The organism is Sphingomonas hankookensis, from assembly GCF_022664465.1.
GTDB classification, from domain to species: Bacteria; Pseudomonadota; Alphaproteobacteria; order Sphingomonadales; family Sphingomonadaceae; genus Sphingomonas; species Sphingomonas hankookensis.
This window is the reverse complement of sequence record NZ_JAKREV010000003.1, coordinates 126,053-147,958: the sequence shown is the minus strand read 5'-3', so window position 1 is coordinate 147,958 and position 21,906 is coordinate 126,053. Positions and strand designations below refer to the sequence as shown.

General features: G+C 67.1%; 21 protein-coding genes. 11 read left to right on the top strand and 10 right to left on the bottom strand.

Features of this window, described 5'->3' with window-relative positions; translation table 11 throughout:
• Positions 1 to 8: 8 nt before the first annotated feature.
• Complete coding sequence (locus MF610_RS10070) at positions 9 to 1,775, bottom strand: ATP-binding cassette domain-containing protein (protein ID WP_242195779.1); 1,767 nt, start codon at positions 1,773 to 1,775, stop codon at positions 9 to 11.
• A 99-nt stretch (positions 1,776 to 1,874) separates the two neighbouring features.
• On the opposite strand from MF610_RS10070, the gene MF610_RS10065 reads away from it, so the two are divergent.
• From MF610_RS10065 to MF610_RS10055, 3 genes are read left to right on the top strand one after another with little or no spacing between them, the layout of a single operon-like run.
• The gene (locus tag MF610_RS10065) at positions 1,875 to 2,177 is read left to right on the top strand and encodes a hypothetical protein (protein ID WP_242195776.1); all 303 of its coding nucleotides are present in this window, start codon (positions 1,875 to 1,877) and stop codon (positions 2,175 to 2,177) included.
• Between the two features lie 19 nt (positions 2,178 to 2,196).
• Positions 2,197 to 2,886, top strand: a complete 690-nt coding sequence (locus MF610_RS10060; protein ID WP_125661011.1) for a response regulator transcription factor — start codon at positions 2,197 to 2,199, stop codon at positions 2,884 to 2,886.
• Positions 2,887 to 2,896: 10 nt separating this feature from the next.
• Positions 2,897 to 4,264, top strand: coding sequence for a sensor histidine kinase (locus MF610_RS10055; RefSeq protein ID WP_242195773.1), 1,368 nt, complete (start codon positions 2,897 to 2,899; stop codon positions 4,262 to 4,264).
• Positions 4,265 to 4,439: 175 nt separating this feature from the next.
• On the opposite strand, the gene MF610_RS10050 is transcribed toward MF610_RS10055, so the two are convergent.
• The 4 genes from MF610_RS10050 to pdxH form a co-directional block, all read right to left on the bottom strand.
• Positions 4,440 to 5,426 carry an LLM class flavin-dependent oxidoreductase gene (locus tag MF610_RS10050; protein ID WP_242195770.1) on the bottom strand — a complete coding sequence of 329 codons (987 nt, stop codon included), beginning with the start codon at positions 5,424 to 5,426 and terminating at the stop codon, positions 4,440 to 4,442.
• A 301-nt stretch (positions 5,427 to 5,727) separates the two neighbouring features.
• Positions 5,728 to 6,510, bottom strand: coding sequence for a PhzF family phenazine biosynthesis protein (locus tag MF610_RS10045; protein WP_242195767.1), 783 nt, complete (start codon positions 6,508 to 6,510; stop codon positions 5,728 to 5,730).
• Complete coding sequence (locus MF610_RS10040) at positions 6,510 to 7,466, bottom strand: cation diffusion facilitator family transporter (RefSeq protein WP_242195764.1); 957 nt, start codon at positions 7,464 to 7,466, stop codon at positions 6,510 to 6,512. Before MF610_RS10040 ends, MF610_RS10045 begins: the two co-directional genes overlap by 1 nt.
• Positions 7,463 to 8,038: a pyridoxamine 5'-phosphate oxidase gene (gene pdxH / locus MF610_RS10035; RefSeq protein WP_242195761.1), complete on the bottom strand. Its 576-nt coding sequence runs from the start codon at positions 8,036 to 8,038 to the stop codon at positions 7,463 to 7,465. The genes MF610_RS10040 and pdxH overlap by 4 nt, the downstream gene beginning before the upstream one ends.
• A 115-nt stretch (positions 8,039 to 8,153) precedes the next feature.
• Between pdxH and ku the strand changes: the two genes are divergently transcribed.
• Complete coding sequence (gene ku / locus MF610_RS10030) at positions 8,154 to 9,026, top strand: non-homologous end joining protein Ku (RefSeq protein ID WP_242196538.1); 873 nt, start codon at positions 8,154 to 8,156, stop codon at positions 9,024 to 9,026.
• 1 nt (position 9,027) lies between these two features.
• A complete protein-coding gene (gene ligD / locus MF610_RS10025; RefSeq protein ID WP_242195758.1) occupies positions 9,028 to 11,439 on the top strand; it encodes a DNA ligase D in 2,412 nt (803 codons plus the stop codon).
• A gap of 126 nt (positions 11,440 to 11,565) precedes the next feature.
• Here the strand turns inward: ligD and galE are convergent, their stop codons facing one another.
• Complete coding sequence (galE, locus tag MF610_RS10020) at positions 11,566 to 12,561, bottom strand: UDP-glucose 4-epimerase GalE (protein WP_242195755.1); 996 nt, start codon at positions 12,559 to 12,561, stop codon at positions 11,566 to 11,568.
• Positions 12,562 to 12,625: 64 nt separating this feature from the next.
• On the opposite strand from galE, the gene msrA reads away from it, so the two are divergent.
• Positions 12,626 to 13,168 carry a peptide-methionine (S)-S-oxide reductase MsrA gene (gene msrA, locus MF610_RS10015; protein WP_242195753.1) on the top strand — a complete coding sequence of 181 codons (543 nt, stop codon included), beginning with the start codon at positions 12,626 to 12,628 and terminating at the stop codon, positions 13,166 to 13,168.
• A 111-nt stretch (positions 13,169 to 13,279) separates the two neighbouring features.
• The gene (locus tag MF610_RS10010) at positions 13,280 to 15,268 is read left to right on the top strand and encodes a GAF domain-containing protein (protein WP_242195750.1); all 1,989 of its coding nucleotides are present in this window, start codon (positions 13,280 to 13,282) and stop codon (positions 15,266 to 15,268) included.
• Positions 15,269 to 15,328: 60 nt separating this feature from the next.
• On the opposite strand, the gene MF610_RS10005 is transcribed toward MF610_RS10010, so the two are convergent.
• From MF610_RS10005 to MF610_RS09995, 3 genes are all read right to left on the bottom strand, one after another.
• Positions 15,329 to 15,580 (bottom strand): GlsB/YeaQ/YmgE family stress response membrane protein, encoded by a 252-nt coding sequence (locus MF610_RS10005; RefSeq protein WP_125661044.1) that lies wholly within the window; start codon positions 15,578 to 15,580, stop codon positions 15,329 to 15,331.
• Positions 15,581 to 15,689: 109 nt separating this feature from the next.
• Complete coding sequence (sciP, locus tag MF610_RS10000) at positions 15,690 to 15,992, bottom strand: CtrA inhibitor SciP (RefSeq protein ID WP_242195747.1); 303 nt, start codon at positions 15,990 to 15,992, stop codon at positions 15,690 to 15,692.
• Between the two features lie 101 nt (positions 15,993 to 16,093).
• Entirely contained in the window at positions 16,094 to 16,363 is a 270-nt protein-coding gene (locus MF610_RS09995; protein ID WP_242195744.1) for a hypothetical protein, read from the bottom strand.
• A 111-nt stretch (positions 16,364 to 16,474) separates the two neighbouring features.
• Here MF610_RS09995 and mnmA point away from each other — a divergent pair, with 111 nt between their 5' ends.
• The 4 genes from mnmA to nhaA all read left to right on the top strand — a co-directional run bounded on the left by mnmA (position 16,475) and on the right by nhaA (position 20,630).
• Complete coding sequence (gene mnmA, locus MF610_RS09990; protein ID WP_242195741.1) at positions 16,475 to 17,569, top strand: tRNA 2-thiouridine(34) synthase MnmA; 1,095 nt, start codon at positions 16,475 to 16,477, stop codon at positions 17,567 to 17,569.
• A gap of 173 nt (positions 17,570 to 17,742) precedes the next feature.
• Positions 17,743 to 18,405 (top strand): pyrimidine 5'-nucleotidase, encoded by a 663-nt coding sequence (locus tag MF610_RS09985; RefSeq protein WP_242196535.1) that lies wholly within the window; start codon positions 17,743 to 17,745, stop codon positions 18,403 to 18,405.
• Positions 18,402 to 19,220 (top strand): 2,3,4,5-tetrahydropyridine-2,6-dicarboxylate N-succinyltransferase, encoded by an 819-nt coding sequence (gene dapD / locus MF610_RS09980; RefSeq protein WP_242195738.1) that lies wholly within the window; start codon positions 18,402 to 18,404, stop codon positions 19,218 to 19,220. The genes MF610_RS09985 and dapD overlap by 4 nt, the downstream gene beginning before the upstream one ends.
• A gap of 219 nt (positions 19,221 to 19,439) precedes the next feature.
• A complete protein-coding gene (gene nhaA, locus MF610_RS09975) occupies positions 19,440 to 20,630 on the top strand; it encodes a Na+/H+ antiporter NhaA (protein ID WP_242195735.1) in 1,191 nt (396 codons plus the stop codon).
• On the opposite strand, the gene MF610_RS09970 is transcribed toward nhaA, so the two are convergent.
• A complete protein-coding gene (locus tag MF610_RS09970) occupies positions 20,617 to 21,846 on the bottom strand; it encodes a dipeptidase (RefSeq protein WP_242195731.1) in 1,230 nt (409 codons plus the stop codon). The two genes, nhaA and MF610_RS09970, sit on opposite strands and share 14 nt — an antisense overlap.
• Positions 21,847 to 21,906 lie beyond the last annotated feature (60 nt).

The window sequence follows — 21,906 nt, the reverse complement described above, 5'->3', positions numbered from 1 at the left end:
GGGGAGGATTATGCCTCCGCCATCTCGGCCAGCGCCAGCCAGCGCTCCTCCGCCGCATCCTTCTCGACCCGCGCCTGCTCGATCTGCGCATTGAGCGCCGCGAACCGCTTCGGGTCCTTCGCATACAGCGCCGGGTCCGCCAGCAACGCCTCACCACGCGCGATCGCCGCTTCCAGCTCCTCGATCCGCTGCGGCAGGATGTCGAGGTCGCGCTGGTCCTTGTAGCTCATCTTGGTCGACTTCGGCTTTGCCACCGCCTCGACCGGCTTCGCCTTCACCTTGGCCGCGCTGCGTTCGCGCCGCTTCGCCACCCAGTCGGCATAGCCGCCCGGCACGACATCGACATGGCCACTGCCGTCCATCCCCAACGTGACCGTCACCGTCCGGTCGAGAAAGTCGCGATCGTGGCTGACGATCAGCACGGTGCCGGCATAATCGCCGATCACCTCCTGCAGCAGGTCGAGCGTCTCGAGGTCGAGGTCGTTGGTCGGCTCGTCCAGCACCAGCAGGTTCGACGGCCGCGCGAACTCGCGCGCCAGCAGCAGCCGCGACCGCTCGCCGCCCGACAGCGTGCCGATCCGCGCCTCGGCGATCGACGGGTCGAACAGGAACTCCTTGAGGTACCCGTGGACGTGCTTCTTGGACCCGTTGACCTCGATCCAGTCGCCGCCATCGGCCAGCACGTCGCGCACCCGCTTTTCGGGCGCCATCAGCTTGCGCTGCTGGTCGATAACGATCCCGTCCAGCGTCTGCGCGCGCATGATCTTGCCCGAATCGGGTTCCAGATCGCCGGTCAACAGCCGCAGCAGCGTCGTCTTGCCCGCACCATTGCCGCCGACGATGCCGATCCGGTCGCCGCGCCGTACCCGCAGCGAGAAGTCCTTGAGCACGGTGCGGTCGCCGAACGCCTTGCTCACATGCTCGGCGTCGATCACGACCTTGGTCTTGGTATCGTCGGCCTCGACCTGAATCTTCGCCGTGCCCTGCGGCCCCTGCATCGCCGCACGCTGCGCACGCAATTCGTGGAGCTTCTCGAGGCGACCCATGTTGCGCTTGCGCCGCGCGGTGACGCCGCGGTGGAGCCAGTGCTCCTCGATCTTGAGCTTTGCGTCCAACCGTTGCGCCGCGCGTTCCTCCTCGGCGGCCGCCTGTTCCATCCACGCCTCGAACCCGCCGAACCCGATCTCGGCGCGGCGGATGCCGCCGCGATCGAGCCACAGCGTCGACTTGGTCAGCCGCGTCAGGAACGTTCGGTCGTGGCTGATGACGATGAACGCGCCGTTGAAACGGTTCAGCCATTCCTCCAGCCATTCGATCGCCGACAGGTCGAGATGGTTGGTCGGTTCGTCGAGCAGCAGCACGTCGGGATTCTCCGCCAGCGCACGCGCGATCGCCGCCCGACGTCGCTCGCCGCCCGATGCCGTCGCGGCTTCGCGGTCGAGGTCGATGCCCAGCTGGTCGGCGATCGCGTCGACCTCATGCTCCGCCGGCGCGCGCGGGCCTCTCAGCGCAAAGTCGCGCAACGTCGCATAGCCGTCGACCTTCGGGTCCTGTTCCAGCAGCACGACATGCGTCCCCGGCACGATCGTCCGCCGCCCTTCATCGGCATCGATCGCCCCCGCGATCAGCTTCAGCAGCGTCGTCTTGCCCGCCCCGTTGCGCCCGATCAGCGCCAGCCGGTCGCGCTGCCCGACATGGATATCGAGCCCGCGGAACAGCCAGCCATTGCCCTGGATCAATCCAAGGCCCTCATAGGACAATATCGGTGCAGCCATGGTGTGGCAGGTAAGCCGCAGTTGCGAACGAAGCAAGTTACGCCAGCCTGTCTGCCCTATTCACAGGCTGTTCAACGCATTGCCGCTATGTCACCCCCCATGTCGATGTTCGTTCGGTTCCTTGGCTTGGGATTGCTGGCGGTGTCGGGCAGCGTGCAGGCGCTACCCGACCAGGTGCTGCGCGATCACCAGGCGGCGCGTGCCGCACGGGCGGAGGGGCGGATCCTGCCGCTCCGCGAGATCGAACGGCGTGTCGTGCCCCAAATGCGCGGCGCCCAGTATCTCGGCTTCGACTATGATCCCGACCGCGGGATTTACACGCTCAAATTCCTGCGCGATGGGGCGGTGATCTGGGTCGATGTCGATGGCCGTACCGGCCAGGTCACCGGCCGCAGCCGATAAAACCAAGGGGAGAAAGCCGATGCGCGTCCTGATCGTCGAGGACGAACCCAATCTCGGCCGCCAGCTGCGCGCCACGCTGGAAGGTGCGGGCTATGCCGTCGACCTCGCCACCGATGGCGAGGAGGGGCATTTCCTCGGCTCGACCGAAACCTATGACGCGATCATCCTCGATCTGGGCCTGCCCGAGATCGACGGGCTGACCGTGCTCGACCGGTGGCGCAAGGAAGGGCGGACCGCCCCGGTGCTGGTGCTGACCGCGCGCGACAGCTGGTCGGACAAGGTTGCCGGCCTCGATGCCGGCGCCGACGACTATGTCGCCAAGCCGTTCCAGACCGAGGAACTGATCGCCCGGCTGCGCGCGCTCATCCGACGTGCCTCGGGCAACGCCTCGGCCGAACTGACCGCGGGCGATATCCGCCTCGACACCCGTTCGGGCAAGGTCACGCGCGCGGGCGAGCCGGTGAAGCTGACCGCGCAGGAATATAAGCTGCTCAGCTACCTGCTGCACCACAAGGGCAAGGTCGTCAGCCGCACCGAACTGATCGAGCATATCTACGACCAGGATTTCGACCGCGATTCGAACACGATCGAAGTGTTCGTGACGCGCATCCGCAAGAAGCTGGGTGCCGACGTCATCACGACGATCCGGGGGCTGGGCTACAGCCTCGACGAACCGGGCGCGCCGAAGCCGGCGGGCGCGGAGGACTGAGCGAAGGGCGATGGCGAACAGCGGCGATCCGGCCCCCCGCACCTATGTCCGGGTGACGGGTTCGCTGTCGCGGCGGATGATCGTCGTCGCGGCGCTGTGGATCATGCTGCTCCTGGCTGGCGGCGGCTATGCGCTTGACCGGGTGCTGGTGTCGGCGGTCACGCGCAACACCGACGACGGCCTCGAATATCTGCTGAACTCGCTGATCGTCTCGGCCGAAATCGATTCGACCGGCGAGGTGACGTTCAACCGTCAGCTGTCCGACCAGCGTTTCCTCGAACCCTATTCGGGACTCTACTGGCAGGTGAGCGGTCCGGGGCACGAAACCTGGCCGTCGCGCTCGCTATGGGATCGCAAGCTGCCGGTCGATGGCAAGCGCTATACCGACATCCGCATCTACGACGCCAAACCGTTTCCCGAACAGAAGCTGCGCATCGTCGAACGCGACCTGACGCTGCCCGGATCGCCGACCGTGTGGCGGTTCCAGGTCGCCGAGTCGCGCGACGTGCTCGACGGGCTGATCGCCGCGCTGCGCAAGACGCTGGTGCGATCGTTCGCGTTGCTGGGGCTCGGCCTGATCGTGATGGCGGCGCTCCAGACATGGTATGGCCTGCTCCCCTTGCGCGCCGTCCGCGATGCCATCGCCCGGTTGCGCGCGGGCCAATCGGCGCGAGTCGAGGGATCGATGCCGGCCGAGGTCGCACCGCTGGTCGAGGAACTGAACGCGCTCGTCGAACATAACGACCGGCAGGCGGAGGAGGCGCGGCGCCATGCCGGCAACCTCGCCCATGCGCTCAAGACCCCGCTGACCGTCATTATGAACGCTTCGGCCGCCGGGCAGGACGATCTGGCCGACACGGTGATCCGCGAGGCGCGGACGATGCGGCGGCAGGTCGACCACCACCTCGCCCGCGCCCGCGCCGTCGGCCGCCGCGGATCGGCGCACAGCCGCGCCGAAGTGTGGGGCTCGGTCGAAGCGGTCGAGCGCGCGGTCGCGCGGCTCTATCCCAATGTCCGCATCGACGTGGATGGGCAGAAGGACCTGATCGCGCGGATCGAACGGCAGGACCTCGACGAAATTCTCGGCAACCTCGTCGAAAACGCCGCCAAATATGGCGGCGGCAGCGTATTCGTGACCGCACGCGCCGATGCGGGCTTCGTCGAACTGCTGGTCGAGGACGATGGCCAGGGCATTCCGGAGACCGACCGTCTACGCATCTTCGATCGCGGCGTCCGGCTGGATTCGGGCAAGCCGGGGACCGGGTTGGGGCTCGCGATCGTGCGCGACGTGGCGGAAATCTACGAGGGCACCGCCTCGCTGGAGGAGAGCGAGGATCTGGGCGGGCTGATGGTCCGGTTGCGGTTGCCCGCGGCCTGACCCCGCCTCGTGCCTGAAAGGTTCGGTTCCTCCCCCAACCGTTCGGTTCGAGCAGCTTCGAGCTTGTCGAGAAGCGTCCGTCGAGAACGGGTAGTTCGACGCAACCCCTTCTCGACTTCGGTTCTCGACAGGCTCGAAGCAAACGGGGGCGGGGAATGGGCGGGAAGGCGCGACCCTATAATCCCCGCATCGCCTCCGCCGCGATCGACACGCTGCGCTTGCGCGCCACCGGATCGAACATCGCACCCGTCACGATCACCTCGTCGACCTGCGTCCGCTCGATGAACTTTGCCAGCCCGGCACGCACCGTCTCCGGCCCACCGATCGCGGAGCATTCGAGCACATGATCGAGGATCGCATTCCCCTGCGCGCCGATGCTGTCGCGATAGCCGGGGACGGGCGGCGGCAGCTCGATCGGCTGGCCGGTGCGGATCGCGACGAACATCTGCTCTGTCGAACTGGCGAGCAGCCGGGCTTCCTCGTCGCTGTCCGCCGCCAGCACGTTGAACGCCGCCGCCGCATAGGGTTTGTCGAGCACCCCCGACGGCCGGAAGTTACGACGATACGCCTCCAGCGCCTGATCGAGCGCGGCCGGCGCGAAGTGCGAGGCGAAGGCATAGGGCAGGCCCAGCATCGCCGCCAACTGCGCCCCGAACAGCGACGATCCGAGCAGCCACAGATCGACCTTCGCCCCGGCGCCGGGCACCGCGCGGATGCCGGTGCGGCCGTCATCGGCAAAATAGCTCTGCAGTTCGACGACGTCCTGCGGGAAGGCGTTGGGATCGGTCTCCAGCGTCCGGCGCAGCGCGCGTGCGACGATCTGGTCCGATCCCGGTGCCCGGCCGAGGCCCAGGTCGATGCGGCCGGGATACAGCGCATCGAGCGTGCCGAACTGTTCGGCGATCGTCAGCGGCGCATGGTTGGGCAGCATGATGCCGCCCGCGCCGACACGGATCGCCTTCGTCGCGGCGGCGATGTGGCCGATCACCACCGCCGTCGCCGCGCTGGCGATGCCGGGCATGCCGTGATGTTCGGCCACCCAGTAACGGTGATAGCCCTCCGCCTCGGCATGGGCGGCAAGGTCGGCTGCGGCAGCCAGCGCTTCGCCGGAAGTACCCCCCTGACGGACGGGGACGAGGTCGAGCATCGAATAGCGGGTCATTCCCGATAGATGGGTGCCCGGTTGCGGATTGCTACCGAAGTGCTGCTTCGGGAGGGGAAGGAAGAAGTTGGTTCACCCGAAGGCGCGGAGGCGCGGAGCAGGTAAAAGAGTGGATCTCGCGCAGAGGCGCAGAGGTGGCGCGTTCGACGCGCCCTTACCGCGTATGCGGCCAAATCTCCCGTGACGACCTAGCGTCACCTCTTCCGATCGCGGGCGTTGCCCGGATGCGCAACCTCTCTGCGCCTCCGCGTCTCTGCGCGAGCCAATTCCTGCTTCTTCGCGTCCTCGCAAACAGCTGCGATCAGACCAGCAACTCGCCCCGCATCACCGTCACGCACTGCCCGCCCAGCACCGCACGCTCACCGCTGAGCGTACACGTCAGGTGCCCCCCGCGCGCACTCGCCTGAAACGCGGTGAAGCGCTCCCGACCCAAACGGTCTGCCCAGAAGGGCGCCAGCGCGGCATGCGCCGATCCCGTCACCGGGTCCTCGTCCACCCCCCACGCCGGCACGAACACCCGGCTGACCACATCGGCGACATCGCCCGGCGCGGTGACGATCGCCATCACCTCGCATGCCGCTAGCGCCGCCATGTCGGGCGTGCAGCCGCGCACCGTCGCCGCGTCCGCCACCAGGATGATGCTGGTCTGCTGCGCACCGGAGACGCTGGCGAACACCTCGCCCTCGACGCCCAGCGCCGCCAGCAGCGCCGCGTCCGCGGCCGGCGCGACCCGCGTCACCGGCAGGTCGAGCGTATAGCCATCGCCATCGCGCGCGACGACCATCACTCCCGCCTTACGCGTCGCGAAGCGGACTTCCTGTCGCTCCCCCATCAGCACATGGCTGCTCGCCAGCGTGGCGTGGCCGCACATCGCGATCTCGACCGTCGGTGTGAACCAGCGCAGTTCGTAATCCGCTTCACCAGAAGCAGGCACGACGAACGCGGTTTCCGACAGGTTATGCTCCAGCGCGATCGACTGGAGCAGCGCGTCGTCGGGCCATTCGCCCAGCACCATCACCGCCGCAGGATTGCCCGCAAACGGCTGGTCGGCGAACGCATCGACGACGGTGAACGGCATCGGCATCAGTAACTTCCCACGCGCTTGCCGAACCAGTGCGGCGTGACGTCCGCCTCGACCAGCGGATTGTCGGTATCGACATGCCCTTCCGGATCGAGGTGAATCAGTACCTCGACCTTCGGGAAGGCCTGGCGCAACGCGCGCTCGACGCCTTCGACCACGTCATGCGCCTCGGCGACGGTCATGTCGCGCGCGACCTCCATATGGAATTGCGCGAAATCGTGGCTGCCCGAACGGCGGGTGCGAAAGTCGTGGATGCCGCGCAACCCGTCCTGCCGGGCGGCGACGTCGAGGAAGGCGCGCCGTTCGTCCTCGGGCCATTCCTTGTCCATCAGCTGGTCGATCGCCTGGCTCGACGCCTGGAACGCGCCCCAGCCGAGCCACAGCGCGATCAATATGCCCATCACCGGATCGGCACCCCTCACCCCGAACATCTGGTCGAGCACCATCGCGACGATGACGGCAAGGTTGAGCAGCAGATCGCTTTGATAATGGACGTTGTCCGCCCGGATCGCGACCGATCCGGTGCGGTCGATGATCGACTTCTGATAGGCCAGCAGCGCGAAGGTGGCGAGGATCGCAATCACCGACACGCCGATGCCGAACTCGACATCCTGCGTCTCGCCCGGCGCACCGAAGGCGGCGATCGCGCGCCACGCGATGCCCGCCGCCGATGCGGTGATGAGCATAACCTGAAACAACGCCGCCAGCGCCTCCGCCTTGCCATGCCCGAAACGGTGGTCGTGATCGGCCGGCGTCGCCGCAAGGCGCACCCCGTACAGCGTCACAAGGCTGGCGAGCAGGTCGAGCGCGGTGTCGGCCAAACTGCCGAGCATCGCCACCGACCCGGTATGCCACGCCGCGAAGCCCTTCAGTCCCAGCAGGAACAGCGCCATCGTCACCGACGCGATGGCGGCGCGGGTGGCGAGCGGGATTACCCGCTTGCGTTCGGTTTCCGTCATGGGAACAGCAACCCTTCGGACCAACCCCCGTCGGCCGCGGTGAAGACGCGCCGTTCGTGCAGCCGGTGCGCGCGGTCCTGCCAGAACTCGATGGTCTTTGGCGTCACGCGATAACCGCCCCAGAAGGGCGGGCGGGGCACGTCCTGTCCCTCGAACCGCGCCTGCACCTCGGCGAAGCGCGCCTCGAACGTGTCGCGCGAATCGAGCGGACGCGACTGGTCCGATGCCCATGCGCCGAGCTGCGAATCACGGCTGCGCGACGCGAAATAGCCGTCGGATTCGGCATCGGTGGCGAGCGTTACCGGCCCCTCGATCCGGATCTGCCGACGCAGCGATTTCCAGTGGAACAGCAGCGCCGCGTTCGGATTGGCGGAAAGATCGGCCGCCTTGCGCCCCTCGCGATTGGTGTAGAACACGAAGCCATCGGGGCCGTGCCCCTTCAGCAGCACCATCCGCACCGACGGCCGGCCATCGGCATCGGCGGTGGCGAGCGCCATCGCATTGGGATCGTTCGGCTCGCTGGCCTTCGCCTCGGCGTACCATTGATCGAACAGGGCAAAAGGATCGGTCATCGCGTCGCCATACGCCCTTTTGTGGCGGATTTCACCCCGCCGGCCATGCCCGGATCGGAACGACTCTTTCCCCTGCGAATTGAATCGGTTGAGCAACGATTTCGGGGGTGGTGGCATGGCGGCACGGGCATATTGGCAGGGGCAGATCCGCCTCGCCCTCGTATCGATACCGGTCGAAATCTATAGCGCGACCAAATCGGGCGCGAGCATCAGCTTTCGCCAGATCCACGAACCCAGCGGCAAGCCGATCCATTACGAAAAGTCGGTGACCGGGATCGGACCCGTCGATCCCGACGAGATCATGAAGGGCTACCAGATCGAAAAGGGCGAATACGTCCTGCTCGACCAGGAGGAGATCGACGCGGTCAAGCTGGAATCGAAGAAGACGCTGGAGCTGACCCAGTTCGTCGACGCGCACGAGATCGACGTGATCTATTACGAGAAACCCTATTTCGTCGTGCCCGCCGACGACCTCGCCGAAGAGGCGTTCATCGTCCTGCGCGAGGCGTTGAAGCGGACGAAGAAGGTCGGCCTGGGGCAGCTGGCGCTGCGCGGGCGCGAATATGTCGTCAGCCTCAAACCCTGCGGGCGCGGGCTGGTGCTGGAAACGTTGCGCTATGCCGATGAGGTCAACCGCGCACAGGGCTATTTCCGCGACATCCCCGATGCCAAGCCCGACGAGGATCTGCTCGACCTGGCGGAAACACTGATCGCCAAGAAGACGGCGAAGTTCGATCCGCAGGAGTTTCACGACCGCTATGTCGATGCGCTGAAGGACCTGGTCGAGCGCAAGGTGAAGGCCAAGGGGCGCAAGATCGTCGATACGGAAGGCGACGAACGCCCGAGCGGCGGCAATGTCGTCGACCTGATGGCCGCCCTCAAGAAATCGCTCGAAAAGGGCGGGGCAGCCAAGGCGCCCGCGAAAAAGGCGGCGCCCAGGAAACGTGCGCCGGCGAAAAAGACCACTACGACGCGCAAGCGGGCCTGACATGGCGCGCAAGCCCGATCCACTGGCGACCTACAATGCCAAGCGCGATTTCGCGCGCACCGCCGAACCGGCCGGCACGCTGGCGAAGGGCAACGGCAATCGCTTTATTGTGCAGAAGCACGACGCGACGCGGCTGCATTACGACTTCCGGCTGGAAATCGACGGCGTGCTCAAAAGCTGGGCGGTAACGCGTGGCCCCAGCCTCGACCCCGACCAGAAGCGGTTGTCGGTGCGGACCGAGGATCATCCGCTGTCCTATGCGACGTTCGAAGGGGTGATCCCGGCGGGCGAATATGGCGGCGGCACGGTGATGCTGTGGGACGAGGGGACGTGGTCGCCGATCAAGGGCAAGTCGGCCAAGGACCTGGACAAGGGCCATTTGCACTTCGTCCTCGCCGGGCAGCGGATGCGCGGCGAGTGGCTGCTGGTCCGTCTGAAACCGCGCGGCAACGAGAAGCGCGAGAACTGGCTGTTGCGCAAGGTCGCGGACGGGGAGGCGGGCGGCACCGACACGCTTACCGCGACGCTGCTGACCAGCGTCAAGACCGGCCGGACGATGGAGGAGATCGCCGCCGACAAGCCGCCGGTGAAAACGAAGAAGCGGACGAAGACGAAGGTTGCTCGCCCCGCCTTCGCCGAACCGCAACTGGCGACGTTGGTCGACAGCGTGCCGGCGGGTGGTAACTGGCTGCACGAGGTCAAATATGACGGCTATCGCATCCTGATCGCGACGGGTGGCGACGGGCCGCGCATCTACACCCGCACCGGACTCGACTGGACCGACAAATTTCCCGGCATTGCCGAAGCGGCGGCATCGCTGCCGCCCGGCTTGCTGCTCGATGGCGAGGTCGTGGCGCTGCACGACGGCAAGCCCGATTTCTCGACGTTGCAGGCGGCGATCAAGGAGGGCGGCGACATGCGCTGCTTCCTGTTCGACCTGCTCCATGACGGTGAAGGTGATCGCCGTGCCGAACCGCTGGTGCAGCGCAAGGAACGGCTGCGCGCCATCCTCGCCGATGCCGATCCGCGCCTTGCCTATTCCGACCATGTCACCGGATCGGGCGAGCAACTGTTCGCGGCGATGTGCCGCGAAGGCTATGAGGGGATCGTGTCGAAACAGGCCGACGCCCCCTATCGCGGCACGCGGTCGAAGGCGTGGGTGAAGGTCAAATGCACCCATCGGCAGGAGTTCGTGATCGTCGGCTGGAGCCCGAGCGAAGCGCGCGGGCGGCCGTTCAAGTCGCTGTTGCTGGCGGTGCAGGGCGAGGAGGGCCTGACCTATGCCGGGCGGGTCGGCACCGGCTTCGACGCCGCGACGCTGATGCAGGTGCGCGACGCGCTGGCACCACTAGCGCGCAAGACGCCGCCGCTCGACCTGCCCGCCGCCGTCCGGCGCGGCGCGCGGTTCGTCACGCCCAGGCTGGTCGCCGAGGTCGCCTTTGCCGAATTCACCGCCGACAACATCGTCCGCCATGCGAGCTTCATCGGCCTACGCGGTGACAAGGCGGCGAAGGAGGTGGTGCGCGAAATGCCGGCCGCACTGGGGCGCGAGCCCAAGGCGCGCATCACCAACCCCGACCGGGTGATCTTTCCCGGCGACCGGCTGACCAAGGGCGACCTTGCCGCCTATGTCGAAACGGTCGCGCCGTTGCTGCTGCCCTGGGCGGCGAACCGGCCGATCAGTCTGGTGCGCTGTCCGCAGGGCCGGGCCAAGGCGTGTTTCTTCCAAAAACATGACGCGGGCAGCTTCGGCGATGCGGTTCAGTCGGTAGCCATCGAGGAAAAGGACGGCGGGCGCGAACCCTATCTCTATGTGCAGGATGCCGAAGGGCTGCTCGCCTGCGTCCAGATGGGGACGATCGAGTTCCACGGCTGGGGTGCGGGGGTCGGCGATGTCGAGCGGCCCGACCGGATGGTGTTCGATCTCGATCCCGACGAAGGACTGGATTTTGCCGATGTGAAGCGCGCGGCGCATGACCTCCACCGGCATCTGGGCGATCTCGGCCTCGCCAGCTTCGCGATGCTGTCGGGCGGCAAGGGGGTGCATGTCGTCGTACCGCTGACCTCGCAAGCCCGGTGGCCGGCGGTCAAGGACTTCGCCGACCGCTTTTCGCGCGCGCTGGCGCAGGCCGAACCCGACCGCTTCACAGCGACGATGGCGAAGGCGAAGCGCAAGGGCCGCATCTTCATCGACTGGCTGCGCAACCAGCGTGGCAGCACCGCCGTCCTGCCCTATTCGGCGCGGGCACGGGCGGGCGCGCCGGTCGCCGCGCCGGTGGCGTGGCGCGAGCTGGACGATATCGACAGTCCGGCCCGCTGGACGATCCGCGACTCCGCGGAGCTGGTGAAACGTGCCGACAGCCGGTTGTTGGCCAGGTGGGGCGTCGCCGACCAGGTGCTGCCGGACCGGTAGGGCTGGCGCGTCATTCGGATGCCACGGACGTCATCCCAGCGCAGGCTGGGATCTCCCGGTTATCGCGCGGGGCAGGAACCGCAAGAGGCCCCAGCTTTCGCCGGGCGACGATTTAGGTAGAGCGAATCACCCCCCGTTCCGCTCCGCCAGCTTACGCTCCCATCCCAGCGCATCGCGGACAATCTTGTCGAGATCGGCATGCTGCGGCCGCCAGGGCAGCTTCGACAGGATCGTGCTGTTGTCGGCGACCAGCGCGTCCGGATCGCCGGCACGACGCCCTTCCAGCTTGCGCTCGATGGTGTGGTTGGTCACCCGGTCGACCGCGTCGAGTACTTCCAGCACCGAATAGCCGCGGCCATAGCCGGCGTTCATCGTGTGGTTGCTGGTTGGATCGGCCATCAGCAGGTCGAGCGCATGGACATGGGCGTCGGCGAGGTCGCTGACATGGATATAGTCGCGCACCCCGGTGCCGTCGGGCGTGGCGAAGTCGGTGCCATAGACGCCGACATGGCCGCGCTTGCCTGTCGCCGCCTCGACCGCGACCTTGATCAGGTGGGTGGCGCCCGCCGTCGACTGGCCGCTGCGGCCCTGCGGATCGGCCCCCGCGACGTTGAAATAGCGCAGCGCGGCGTAGTTGATCGGATGCACCGCAGCGACGTCGGCCAGCATGATCTCGGTCATCAGCTTCGACATGCCGTAGGGATTGATCGGCTGTTTTGGCGAATCCTCGCGCACCGGCACCACTTCCGGAATGCCATAGGTCGCGGCGGTCGAGGAGAAGATGAAGTGCTTCACTCCGCCGGCCACCGCGCTTTCGATCAGGCTGCGCGATGCGGCGGTGTTGTTTCGGTAGTATTTGAGCGGGTTCTCGACCGATTCGGGCACCACCACCGATCCGGCGAAATGCAGGATGGCGTGCACGTCGTGCTCGGCGATCGCCGCCCGCATCGCCACGTCGTCGCTGATATCGGCGACGACCAGCGCCGCACGGCGGTCGACCGCCCAGTCGAACCCGGTGACGAGGTTGTCGACGACGACGACGTCATGGCCCGCATCGAGCAGCGCCAGCACCGCATGGCTGCCGATATAGCCCGCGCCGCCCGTGACCAGAACCTTGCCCATTACCGTACCCCCGATTGCACCGCTGTCTCGCGCGCCTATCTCTTTCACCAAAGGAGATTACGCAATGGCTACCGAACAGGCGACCTTCGCTGGCGGATGTTTCTGGTGCACCGAAGCGGTGTTTCGCGACGTGATCGGCGTCGAACAGGTCGAAAGCGGCTATATCGGCGGCAGCGTCGAGCATCCGACCTACAAGCAGGTCTGCGGCGGCGACACCGGCCATGCCGAGGCGATCCGCATCACCTACGACCCTGCCGTCATCGGCTATGACGACATGCTCGACATCTTTTTCGCGACGCATGACCCGACGCAGCTGAACCGCCAGGGCAACGACGTCGGCACCCAGTATCGCTCGGCGATCTTCCCCCACGACGCGGGCCAGGAGGCCGCGGCGCGTGCCGGGATCGAGCGCGCGGGCGAGGGGCGCGGCAAGATCGTGACCACCATCGAACCGCTTTCCACCTGGTATCCGGCCGAAGACTATCATCAGGAATATTGGGACGGTGAGGGGCAACGGAACCCCTATTGCATGGCGGTCATCCCGCCTAAGCTGCAAAAGCTGCGCAAGAGTTTCGCCGCACGCAGCAAGGCGGCCGAATCGGCCTGACGTCGTCGTGGTAAATCGACCGTAAGTTCTGCAAGGGCCGTGCCAATCTGGCGCGGCCCTTGTGCCGTTCGGCAGTAATCGCTATCCCGATCGCGGCCATAGGGGCAGGTGATGGGGGCGATGATCGATACCGACGGATCGGACCGGCGCCTGGCGGCCATTCGTGACTATCGGCTGATCGAGGCGATCGGCGACGGCGCGCAGGGCGACCTTGCCCGCCTTGCCGCACAGATCTGCGCTGCCCCGGTCGCATTGGTCACCGTCATCGCCCGGGACCGGCAATGGTTCATGGCACAGGTCGGGACCGACCTGTGCGGTACCTCGCTCGACGATGCGATCTGCACCCACGTACTGGCGAGCGACGCCGACATCCTCGTCATTCCCGACCTGTCGCTCGATCCGCGGACGCGCGACAGCGGCATCGTCGCGGGAGGGCCGCAGGTCCGCTTCTATGCGGGCGTCCCGCTGCGCTTGGCCGGCGGCGTCACCGTCGGCACGTTGTGCGTCATCGATACCGTTGCCCGGCCCGAAGGGCTGAGCGCGACGCAGCGCGACATGCTGGGCAGCCTTGCACGACAGGCGGCGGCGACGCTGGAACTGCGCCATCTGCTGGCCGAACGTGACGCGACGCTGGACCGGATGGCGGCGGCGGAGGCGGCGCTGAGCGGCAACGAGCAGCGCTGGCAGCGATTGTTCGAGAATATCAGCGACGGCTTCGCGCTGGGGGAGGCGATTCGCGATGCCGATGGCCGCGTCATCGACTGGCGCTTCGTCGATGCCAATCCTGCATGGTTCGCGCTGTCGGGGTTCGATCGCGCGACGATGCTGGCGGCGACCGGACGGCAACTCGATCCCGCCGCACCCGCGCATTGGGCGGACCAGTTGGGAGCGATGCTGGTCGATGGCGAGGCGATCGGTTTCCTGCACCACGTCCCCCGCCTGCGCCGCTGGTTCCGCGGCCATTGCTTCCGGATCGACGGCGACCGGTTCGGGGCGATCCTGCGCGACGTCACCGACGAACGCGCGGCGGCGCGGCGGCAGGCGGCGCTGATCGAACTGGGCGACATGCTGCGCGACTGTCACAGCGTTGCCGACGTCGCGCGCATCGCATCGACGCTGGCGGGCCAGACGCTCGACGTCGATTGTGCCGGATTCGGCCGGATCGACGCGACCGTGTCCGCGGTCGAGATCGAACGCGACTGGACCGCGGCCGAGCGCGCTTCGATCAGCGGCGGCCACCGCTTCGCCGACTATGGCGAGGTCACCGCGTCGATCGCGCAGGGCGAGGCGGTCGTGGTCGACGATGTCGGCAGCGATCCGCGCACCGTGGCACAGGCGGCTGCGCTGGTCGGGCGCGGCATCGCCGCGTTCGTTATCGTGCCGGTCCGCCGCGACGGCCGCAGCATTTCGGCGTTCGTCGTGCAGGCGTCCGAGCCACGGCGCTGGACCGGCGAGGACATCGTATTCCTGCGCAAGGTCGCCGACCGGGTCGAGGTCGGCATGGCGCAGGTCGAATCGGAAACGCGCCAGACGCTGCTGATCCAGGAACTGGCGCACCGGCTGAAGAACACGCTGTCGATGGTACAGGCGATCGCGTCGCAGACATTGCGTGGATCGGTCGACCGCACCCCGTTGGAATCGTTCGAGCGCCGGCTGCAGGCGCTGGGCGTCGCGCACGACGTGCTGGTCGAACGCAACTGGGTCGGCGCCGACATGCGTACGACGATCGGGCAGGTGCTGGGGGTGTTCGGCTGTGACGATCGGCTGGCGTTGAGCGGCCCCGACGTGGCGCTCGGTGCACGCGCGGCGCTGGCATTAGCGCTGATCCTGCACGAACTGGGCACTAATGCGGTCAAATATGGCGCGCTATCGAATGCCGATGGTCGCATCGCGCTGGCATGGAACGTTGCCGCCGGGCGGATCGAAATGACATGGTGCGAACAGGGCGGACCGCCGGTGGTGATGCCGTCGCGCCGCGGTTTCGGATCGAAGCTGCTGCGCCTCGGCCTTGCCGGTATCGGTGACAGCGACATTCGCTACGACCCGGATGGTGTGCGGGTGGTGATGTGCGCCGACCTGTCCGAACTGACCGGCGGCTGAAACGCAAACGGGCCGCCCCGGCAGGGACGGCCCGTCATGCACGATAGTGGCAGCGGTGGCTTAACGCACCGAACCACGACGCACGAGGTTCACGATCGCCAGCAGGACGACGGCGCCCAGCAGCGAATACAGGAAGCTCATCACGGTGATGCCGTTATTGATGTTCGCACCGGTCACGAAGCCTGCGATGACCGCGCCGACAATGCCGACGACGACGTTCAGGATAATGCCCTGCTGCGCATCGGTCCGCATGATGATGCTGGCCAGCCAGCCCACGACACCGCCCACGACCAGCCAGATGATGATACCCATGTGACGTCCCTCCATTTGCTGTCTGCAACCCGGCAATTTCGCACCGGGCGTACTGAGGGAAAGACTCTTTAGGGACTGGCTTGTTCCGCCTCCGTTTTAAGTTGATCGATCAATATTTGCGTTGCTGGCGTTCGTACAACGACTTGTAGTGCTGAATGCGGGTAACGCGCAGGCCCGGCATGCCCGACCGATCGACCGCGCGCTGCCACCCGGCGAATTCCTCCGCCGACAGATTGTAGCGCATGCACACGTCGTCGACGCTCAGCAGACCGCCATTGACCGCCGCGACGACCTCCGCCTTGCGCCGCACGACCCAGCGGGTCGTGTCGGGCGGCGGCAGCGAATCGATCGTGAGCGGTTCCCCCAAGGGGCCGATCACCTTTGCCGGACGGATCTTCTGGTTCTCAATCATACTGGACCTCGAGCCGGGGCTTGCTGCCCCTCAAACCTTCTTGCGCGGTCATACGCGAACGCGGTTGAACATCGGCTAAAACGGCTAGGTAAACATGGTCTTCATTCGTCGGCCTCCCACCAAGGGTTCGCGGTGGACCGGTATTCCGGCACGATGCACGCCCGCAGGAGTGCCGCCGTCCACCCGTTGAACGCCCCGTCGGTCGGGTTCAGCAACGACACCGGAGCGCGTTTCCAAACCAGCCGGGTCTGCAGTCGCGCCGTCGGCGTCGCCGCCTGCCGCCCGGTCGCCGCAGCCAGCAACACGGCCAGCTCCGTCGGCAGGGGGGTGATCGTGGTGCCACGATCGAAACGGGCGAAACTCAGGTCCAAGGCGTCTTTCCAGGTGGATGTCGTGGGTCGGGTATGGAGGAGAGTGTTGAAGGTCCGGTAAATGGTGGCGTATTTTTGCAACCGACCCGCAAAACGCCTATCTGGCACACCATGGACCTTGGTGATTTCCAGCTCGATTCCCCCGTTTCCGCGCGTCGCATCGTCGTGGCGATGTCGGGCGGGGTCGACAGTTCGGTGGTGGCGGCGCTTGCCCATGCGACGGGGGCGGAGACGATCGGCGTCACGCTGCAGCTCTACGACCATGGTACTGCTGTGGGGCGCGCGGGATCCTGCTGTGCCGGGCGCGACATTCGCGATGCCCGCGCGGTGTGCGATCGCCTCGGCATCGCGCATTACGTGTTCGACCACGAAAGCAGCTTCCGCGAAACGGTGATCGACGATTTCGCCGATGCCTATCTGGCCGGGCGCACGCCGATCCCGTGCGTAAAGTGCAACATGGGCCCCAAATTCACCGATCTCTTCGCGCTGGCGCGCGACCTCGGCGCCGACTGCCTCGCGACCGGCCATTATATCCGTCGGGTGATGGGCCCGAACGGCGCCGAGCTGCACCGCGCGGTTGATCCGGCGCGCGACCAGAGCTATTTCCTGTTCGCGACCACCCAGGACCAGCTCGATTTCCTGCGCTTTCCGCTCGGCGCCATGCCCAAGGCGCGGGTACGCGAGATTGCCGGCGAACTCGGCCTCGGCGTCGCGGGCAAGCCCGACAGCCAGGACATCTGCTTCGTCCCCGACGGCGATTATGCCGGTCTGGTCCGCAAGCTGCGCCCCGAGGCGAAGGAAGGTGGCGAGATCGTCGACCTCGAAGGGCGGGTATTGGGGCGGCATGGCGGGCTGGTCGGCTATACCGTCGGGCAGCGCCGCGGGCTGGAGATCGGCGGCCTTTCAGAACCGCTCTATGTCGTGCGGCTGGAACCGGCGACGAAGCGGCTGGTGGTGGGGCCCCGCAGCGCGCTGGCGGTCGGCGCGGCGCGGCTGTCGGACATCAACTGGATCGGTGGCGATCATGTCGGCCCGCTGACCGCCAAGGTGCGATCGATGGCCAAGCCGGTGCCCGCGCGGCTGGCGGGCGAACAACTGCTGTTCGACGCCCCCGAATATGGCGTCGCGCCGGGACAGGCGGCGGTGCTCTACGCCGGCGACCGCGTGCTTGGCGGCGGCTGGATCGAAGGGACGGAGGCCGCGTAAAATCCTCCCTGGCACGGGGAGGGGACCATGCGCAGCATGGTGGAGGGGGGTGTCGGCATCCACAACGGTTGCGTTGTATCGCCACCCCCCTCCGTCAACGCTGCGTGCTGCCACCTTCCCGTACCGGGGAGGACCTTGCTCCCGTCCGGCGCACCGCCTACAGCCCGCACCCGATGCTGCCCGCGCTATCCCATGTCCGCGACTGGATCTTCGATCTGGACAACACGCTCTACCCGGCGTCGTCCAACCTGTTCGCCGAGATCGAGGCGCGGATGGGGCAATATATCTGCACCCTGCTCGACTGCGACATCGACGAGGCGCATCGGGTGCAGAAGATGCATTTCCACAATCACGGCACGTCGCTGTCGGGGTTGATGGCCGAACAGGCGGTCGATCCGCACCATTTCCTCGATTTCGTACATGATATCGACCTGTCGCCGTTGGTGCCCGATCCCGATCTGCCGCGGCTGCTCGCCGGACTGCCCGGGCGCAAGCTGGTCTTCACCAATGGCGACGTGCCCTATGCCACGCGCGTGCTGGAGCGGCTGGACCTGTCGGACAGCTTCGCCGGCATCCACGACATCCATGCCACCGCCTATCGTCCCAAGCCGCATGTCAGCGCCTATGCCGGGCTGTGCGAGGCGTGGGAAATCGAGCCGACGACCGCGCTGTTCGCCGAGGATATGGCGCGCAACCTCGTGCCTGCGAAAGCGGTGGGGATGACCACCGTCTGGGTCGACAACGGATCCGAACAGGGGCCGCCCGTGCCGCGCGACCATATCGATTACACCACGCACGATATCGTCGCGTGGCTACGCTTCGTGGAGGAATCATGACCGACCTTGCCGCCCAGATCGACGCTGCCTGGGACAACCGTGCCGACCTGACCGTCCACACGCAGGGCGAGGTCCGCGAGGCGGTCGACGCCGCGCTGGCACTGCTCGATTCGGGCGAGGCGCGGGTGGCCGAACCGGTCGGTGACGGCTGGCAGGTCAACCAGTGGCTGAAAAAGGCGGTGCTGCTGTCGTTCCGCCTGAACGACAATCAGGTCATGGATGGCCCCGGCGGCACCAACTGGTTCGACAAGGTGCCGAGCAAGTTCACCGGCTGGGGCGAACACCGCTTCCGCGAGGCCGGCTTCCGCGCGGTGCCGGGCAGCATCGTCCGCCGTGGCGCCTTTGTCGGCAAGGGCGCGATCCTGATGCCGAGCTTCGTCAACATCGGCGCCTATGTCGGTGAAGGCACGATGGTCGACACCTGGGCGACGGTCGGCAGCTGCGCGCAGATCGGCCGGAACGTCCACCTTTCGGGCGGCGCCGGCATCGGCGGCGTGCTCGAACCGCTCCAGGCCGATCCGGTCATCATCGGCGACGGCGCCTTCATCGGCGCGCGTGCAGAAGTTGCCGAAGGCGTGCGAGTCGGCGAGGGCGCCGTCCTTTCGATGGGCGTGTATCTGGGTGCCTCGACCAAGATTATCGACCGCGCGACCGGCGAAGTCTTCCGTGGCGAAGTGCCGCCCTATGCGGTCGTCGTGCCCGGATCGATTGGTGGTGGCGACGGCAAGCCCGCGCTGTACTGCGCGGTGATCGTCAAGCGCGTCGACGCCCAGACCCGCTCGAAGACCAGCATCAACGATCTGCTGCGCGACTAAGCCCTAAATCCTCCCCGGCACGGGGAGGGGGACCATGCGCAGCATGGTGGAGGGGGGGGCCGCACAACGCAACGGCGGTGGGGAGGATAGCCCCCTCCACCAGCCTCGCTCCCGGCTTGCTTCGCAAGCCAACTTCGCGGCTGCGACCTGCCCCCGGCAGGTCGCTGATCGCCGCTACGTCCCCCTCCCCCTGCCGGGGGGGAGCTGGTAGGCGGGGCCATGACCCGCCCTCGCTCCATGCTCCGCACCTTCCTCCACGGCGAGGCTTCGGGCGGTATCGTCCTGATGCTGGCGTCGGCCGCCGCATTGCTGCTTGCCAACTTGCCGGGCACCGCCACGACCTATTTCCACGCGCTGCATATCGTGACGGGACCGGTCCTCAGTGAACGCCACGGGGCAATGACGCTGCACCTGTGGGTCAACGACGCGGCGATGGCGTTGTTCTTCCTGTTGGTCGGACTGGAGATCAAGCGCGAGCTGGTCGACGGGCGGCTGGCGACATGGGAGCAGCGCCGGCTGCCGGTGATCGCGGCCTTCGCCGGGATGGCGATGCCGGCGATACTCTACCTCCTGGTCGCGCGAGCGACGCCCGGGATCGCGCGTGGCTGGGCGATCCCCGCGGCGACCGACATCGCCTTTGCCGTGGGCGTCATGGCGCTGCTGGGCAAGCGGGTGCCGGCGGCGTTGAAGCTGTTCCTCACCACGCTGGCGATCGTCGATGACATGGGCGCAGTAGCGATCATCGCGCTTGGCTATACCAGCGACCTGAACCTTCCCGCGTTGGCGGGGGCCGCGATGGTGCTGGCGATGCTCGTCGCGCTCAATCGCAGCGGCGTGATACGGTTGGCGCCCTATCTGATCCTCGCCGTGCCGCTATGGTATTTCGTGTTTCTGTCGGGCATCCATGCGACCGTCGCGGGCGTCGCTGTGGCGATGGCGATCCCGGTGAAGCCGACCCCCGGCGCGCCCGAGGCGGTCGATTCGCCGCTCCACCGGCTGGAGCATGCGATCCATCCCTGGGTCGCGTTCGGCGTCGTGCCGCTGTTCGGTTTCGTCAACGCCGGGGTCGCCATCACCGGCGTGCCGCTGTCGATCCTGTGGGCGCCGCTGCCGCTGGCAGTCGCGGTCGGGCTGTTCGCCGGCAAGCAGATCGGCGTACTCGGCGCGATCTGGCTGGCGGTGCGCAGTGAGCTGTCCTGCCGTCCGGGCGACGCGAACTGGATGCAACTCTGGGGCGTCGCCGCGCTGGCGGGCATCGGCTTCACCATGAGCCTGTTCATCGGCGGCCTCGCCTTTGCCGACGATGCCGCCGCGATCGATCAGGTTAAGATCGGGGTGCTGGCCGGATCACTGCTGTCGGCGCTGCTCGGTGCGGTGTTGCTGCGACTAGCGCCGGTCAGGGATAGGTAGCGTCGACCGGGCGCTGGCCTGCCATCGATTTCGCTACCGCCTCGGCCTGTCCCAGCACGCGCAGCACATTGCCCTGCGCGAGCGCCGTCAGATCGGCATCGCTCCACCCGCGCCGCGCCAGTTCGGCGAACAGCAGCGGATAGCCGTCGACCCCGCCCATGCCCTCCGGCCCGGTGCCCGAAATGCCGTCATAGTCGCCGCCGATCCCGACCGAAGCGCGCCCGGCGAGCTTCGCGATATGCTCGACATGGTCGGCCATCGTCGCGGCCGTCACCCGTGGCGCAGGGTTGGCCGCGTCCCATGCCTTCATCGCGGCCGGCGCCTGTGCACCATAGAGATTGCCCGGCAGCCCCTGCGCCTTGGCGAACGCACCCCGGCGATTGTCCCATGCATTCCACTCGCTCGACAGGAACGCGGGATAGGCGTTGACCATCACCACGCCGCCCTTCGCCCCGATTGCACGCAGCAGGTCGTCGGGGACGTTGCGCGGCCGGTCGGCCAGCGCGCGGGCGTTGGAATGCGACGCGATCACCGGCGCCTTCGACGCCGCCAGCGCCGCCGCCATCGTCGCGTCGGACACATGCGACACGTCGATCAGCATCCCCAGCCGGTTCATTTCCTGCACCACCTGCCGTCCGAACGCCGTCAGCCCGTTGGCCTGGGGGGTATCGGTCGACGCATCGGCCCAGCCGACGCTCTTGGTATGGGTCAGCGTCATGTAGCGCACGCCGAGGTTGTAATATTGGCGCAGCACCGACAGCCGCCCGTCGATCTGGTGCCCGCCCTCGACCCCGATCAACGAAGCGATCCGTCCGCTTTTCGCGATTTTGGCCATGTCGGCGGCGTCGCGCGCCAGTGCCATCCGCGTCGGATTGGCGGCGATCATCCGGCGGACGATGTCGATCTGCTCGATCGTGGTTTCCACCGCCGCCGGACCGGTCGTCGTCGCCGGAATCCATACCGACCAGAATTGCCCGCCGACCTGACCCCGCGCCAGTCGCGGCAGGTCGGTCTGAAGCGGCGGGTCGATCCGGCTGGTATCGGCGGTCAGGTCGACCGATTCGACTGCGGCATGATGATGCTCGCGGATGCCCCAAGGCAGGTCGTTATGCCCGTCGATGATCGGCGCGCGTTGCAGCACGCGTTCGGCGCGCGCACGGTCCTGTGGGGTGGGGGCAGGAGCCTGGGCGGCGAGGAGCAGGAGCGGCAGCAGCATGGCCGCACGCTACCGCGTCGTCACGCGTGGCGACAAGTGCTACGGCTGGCATCGGGCCAT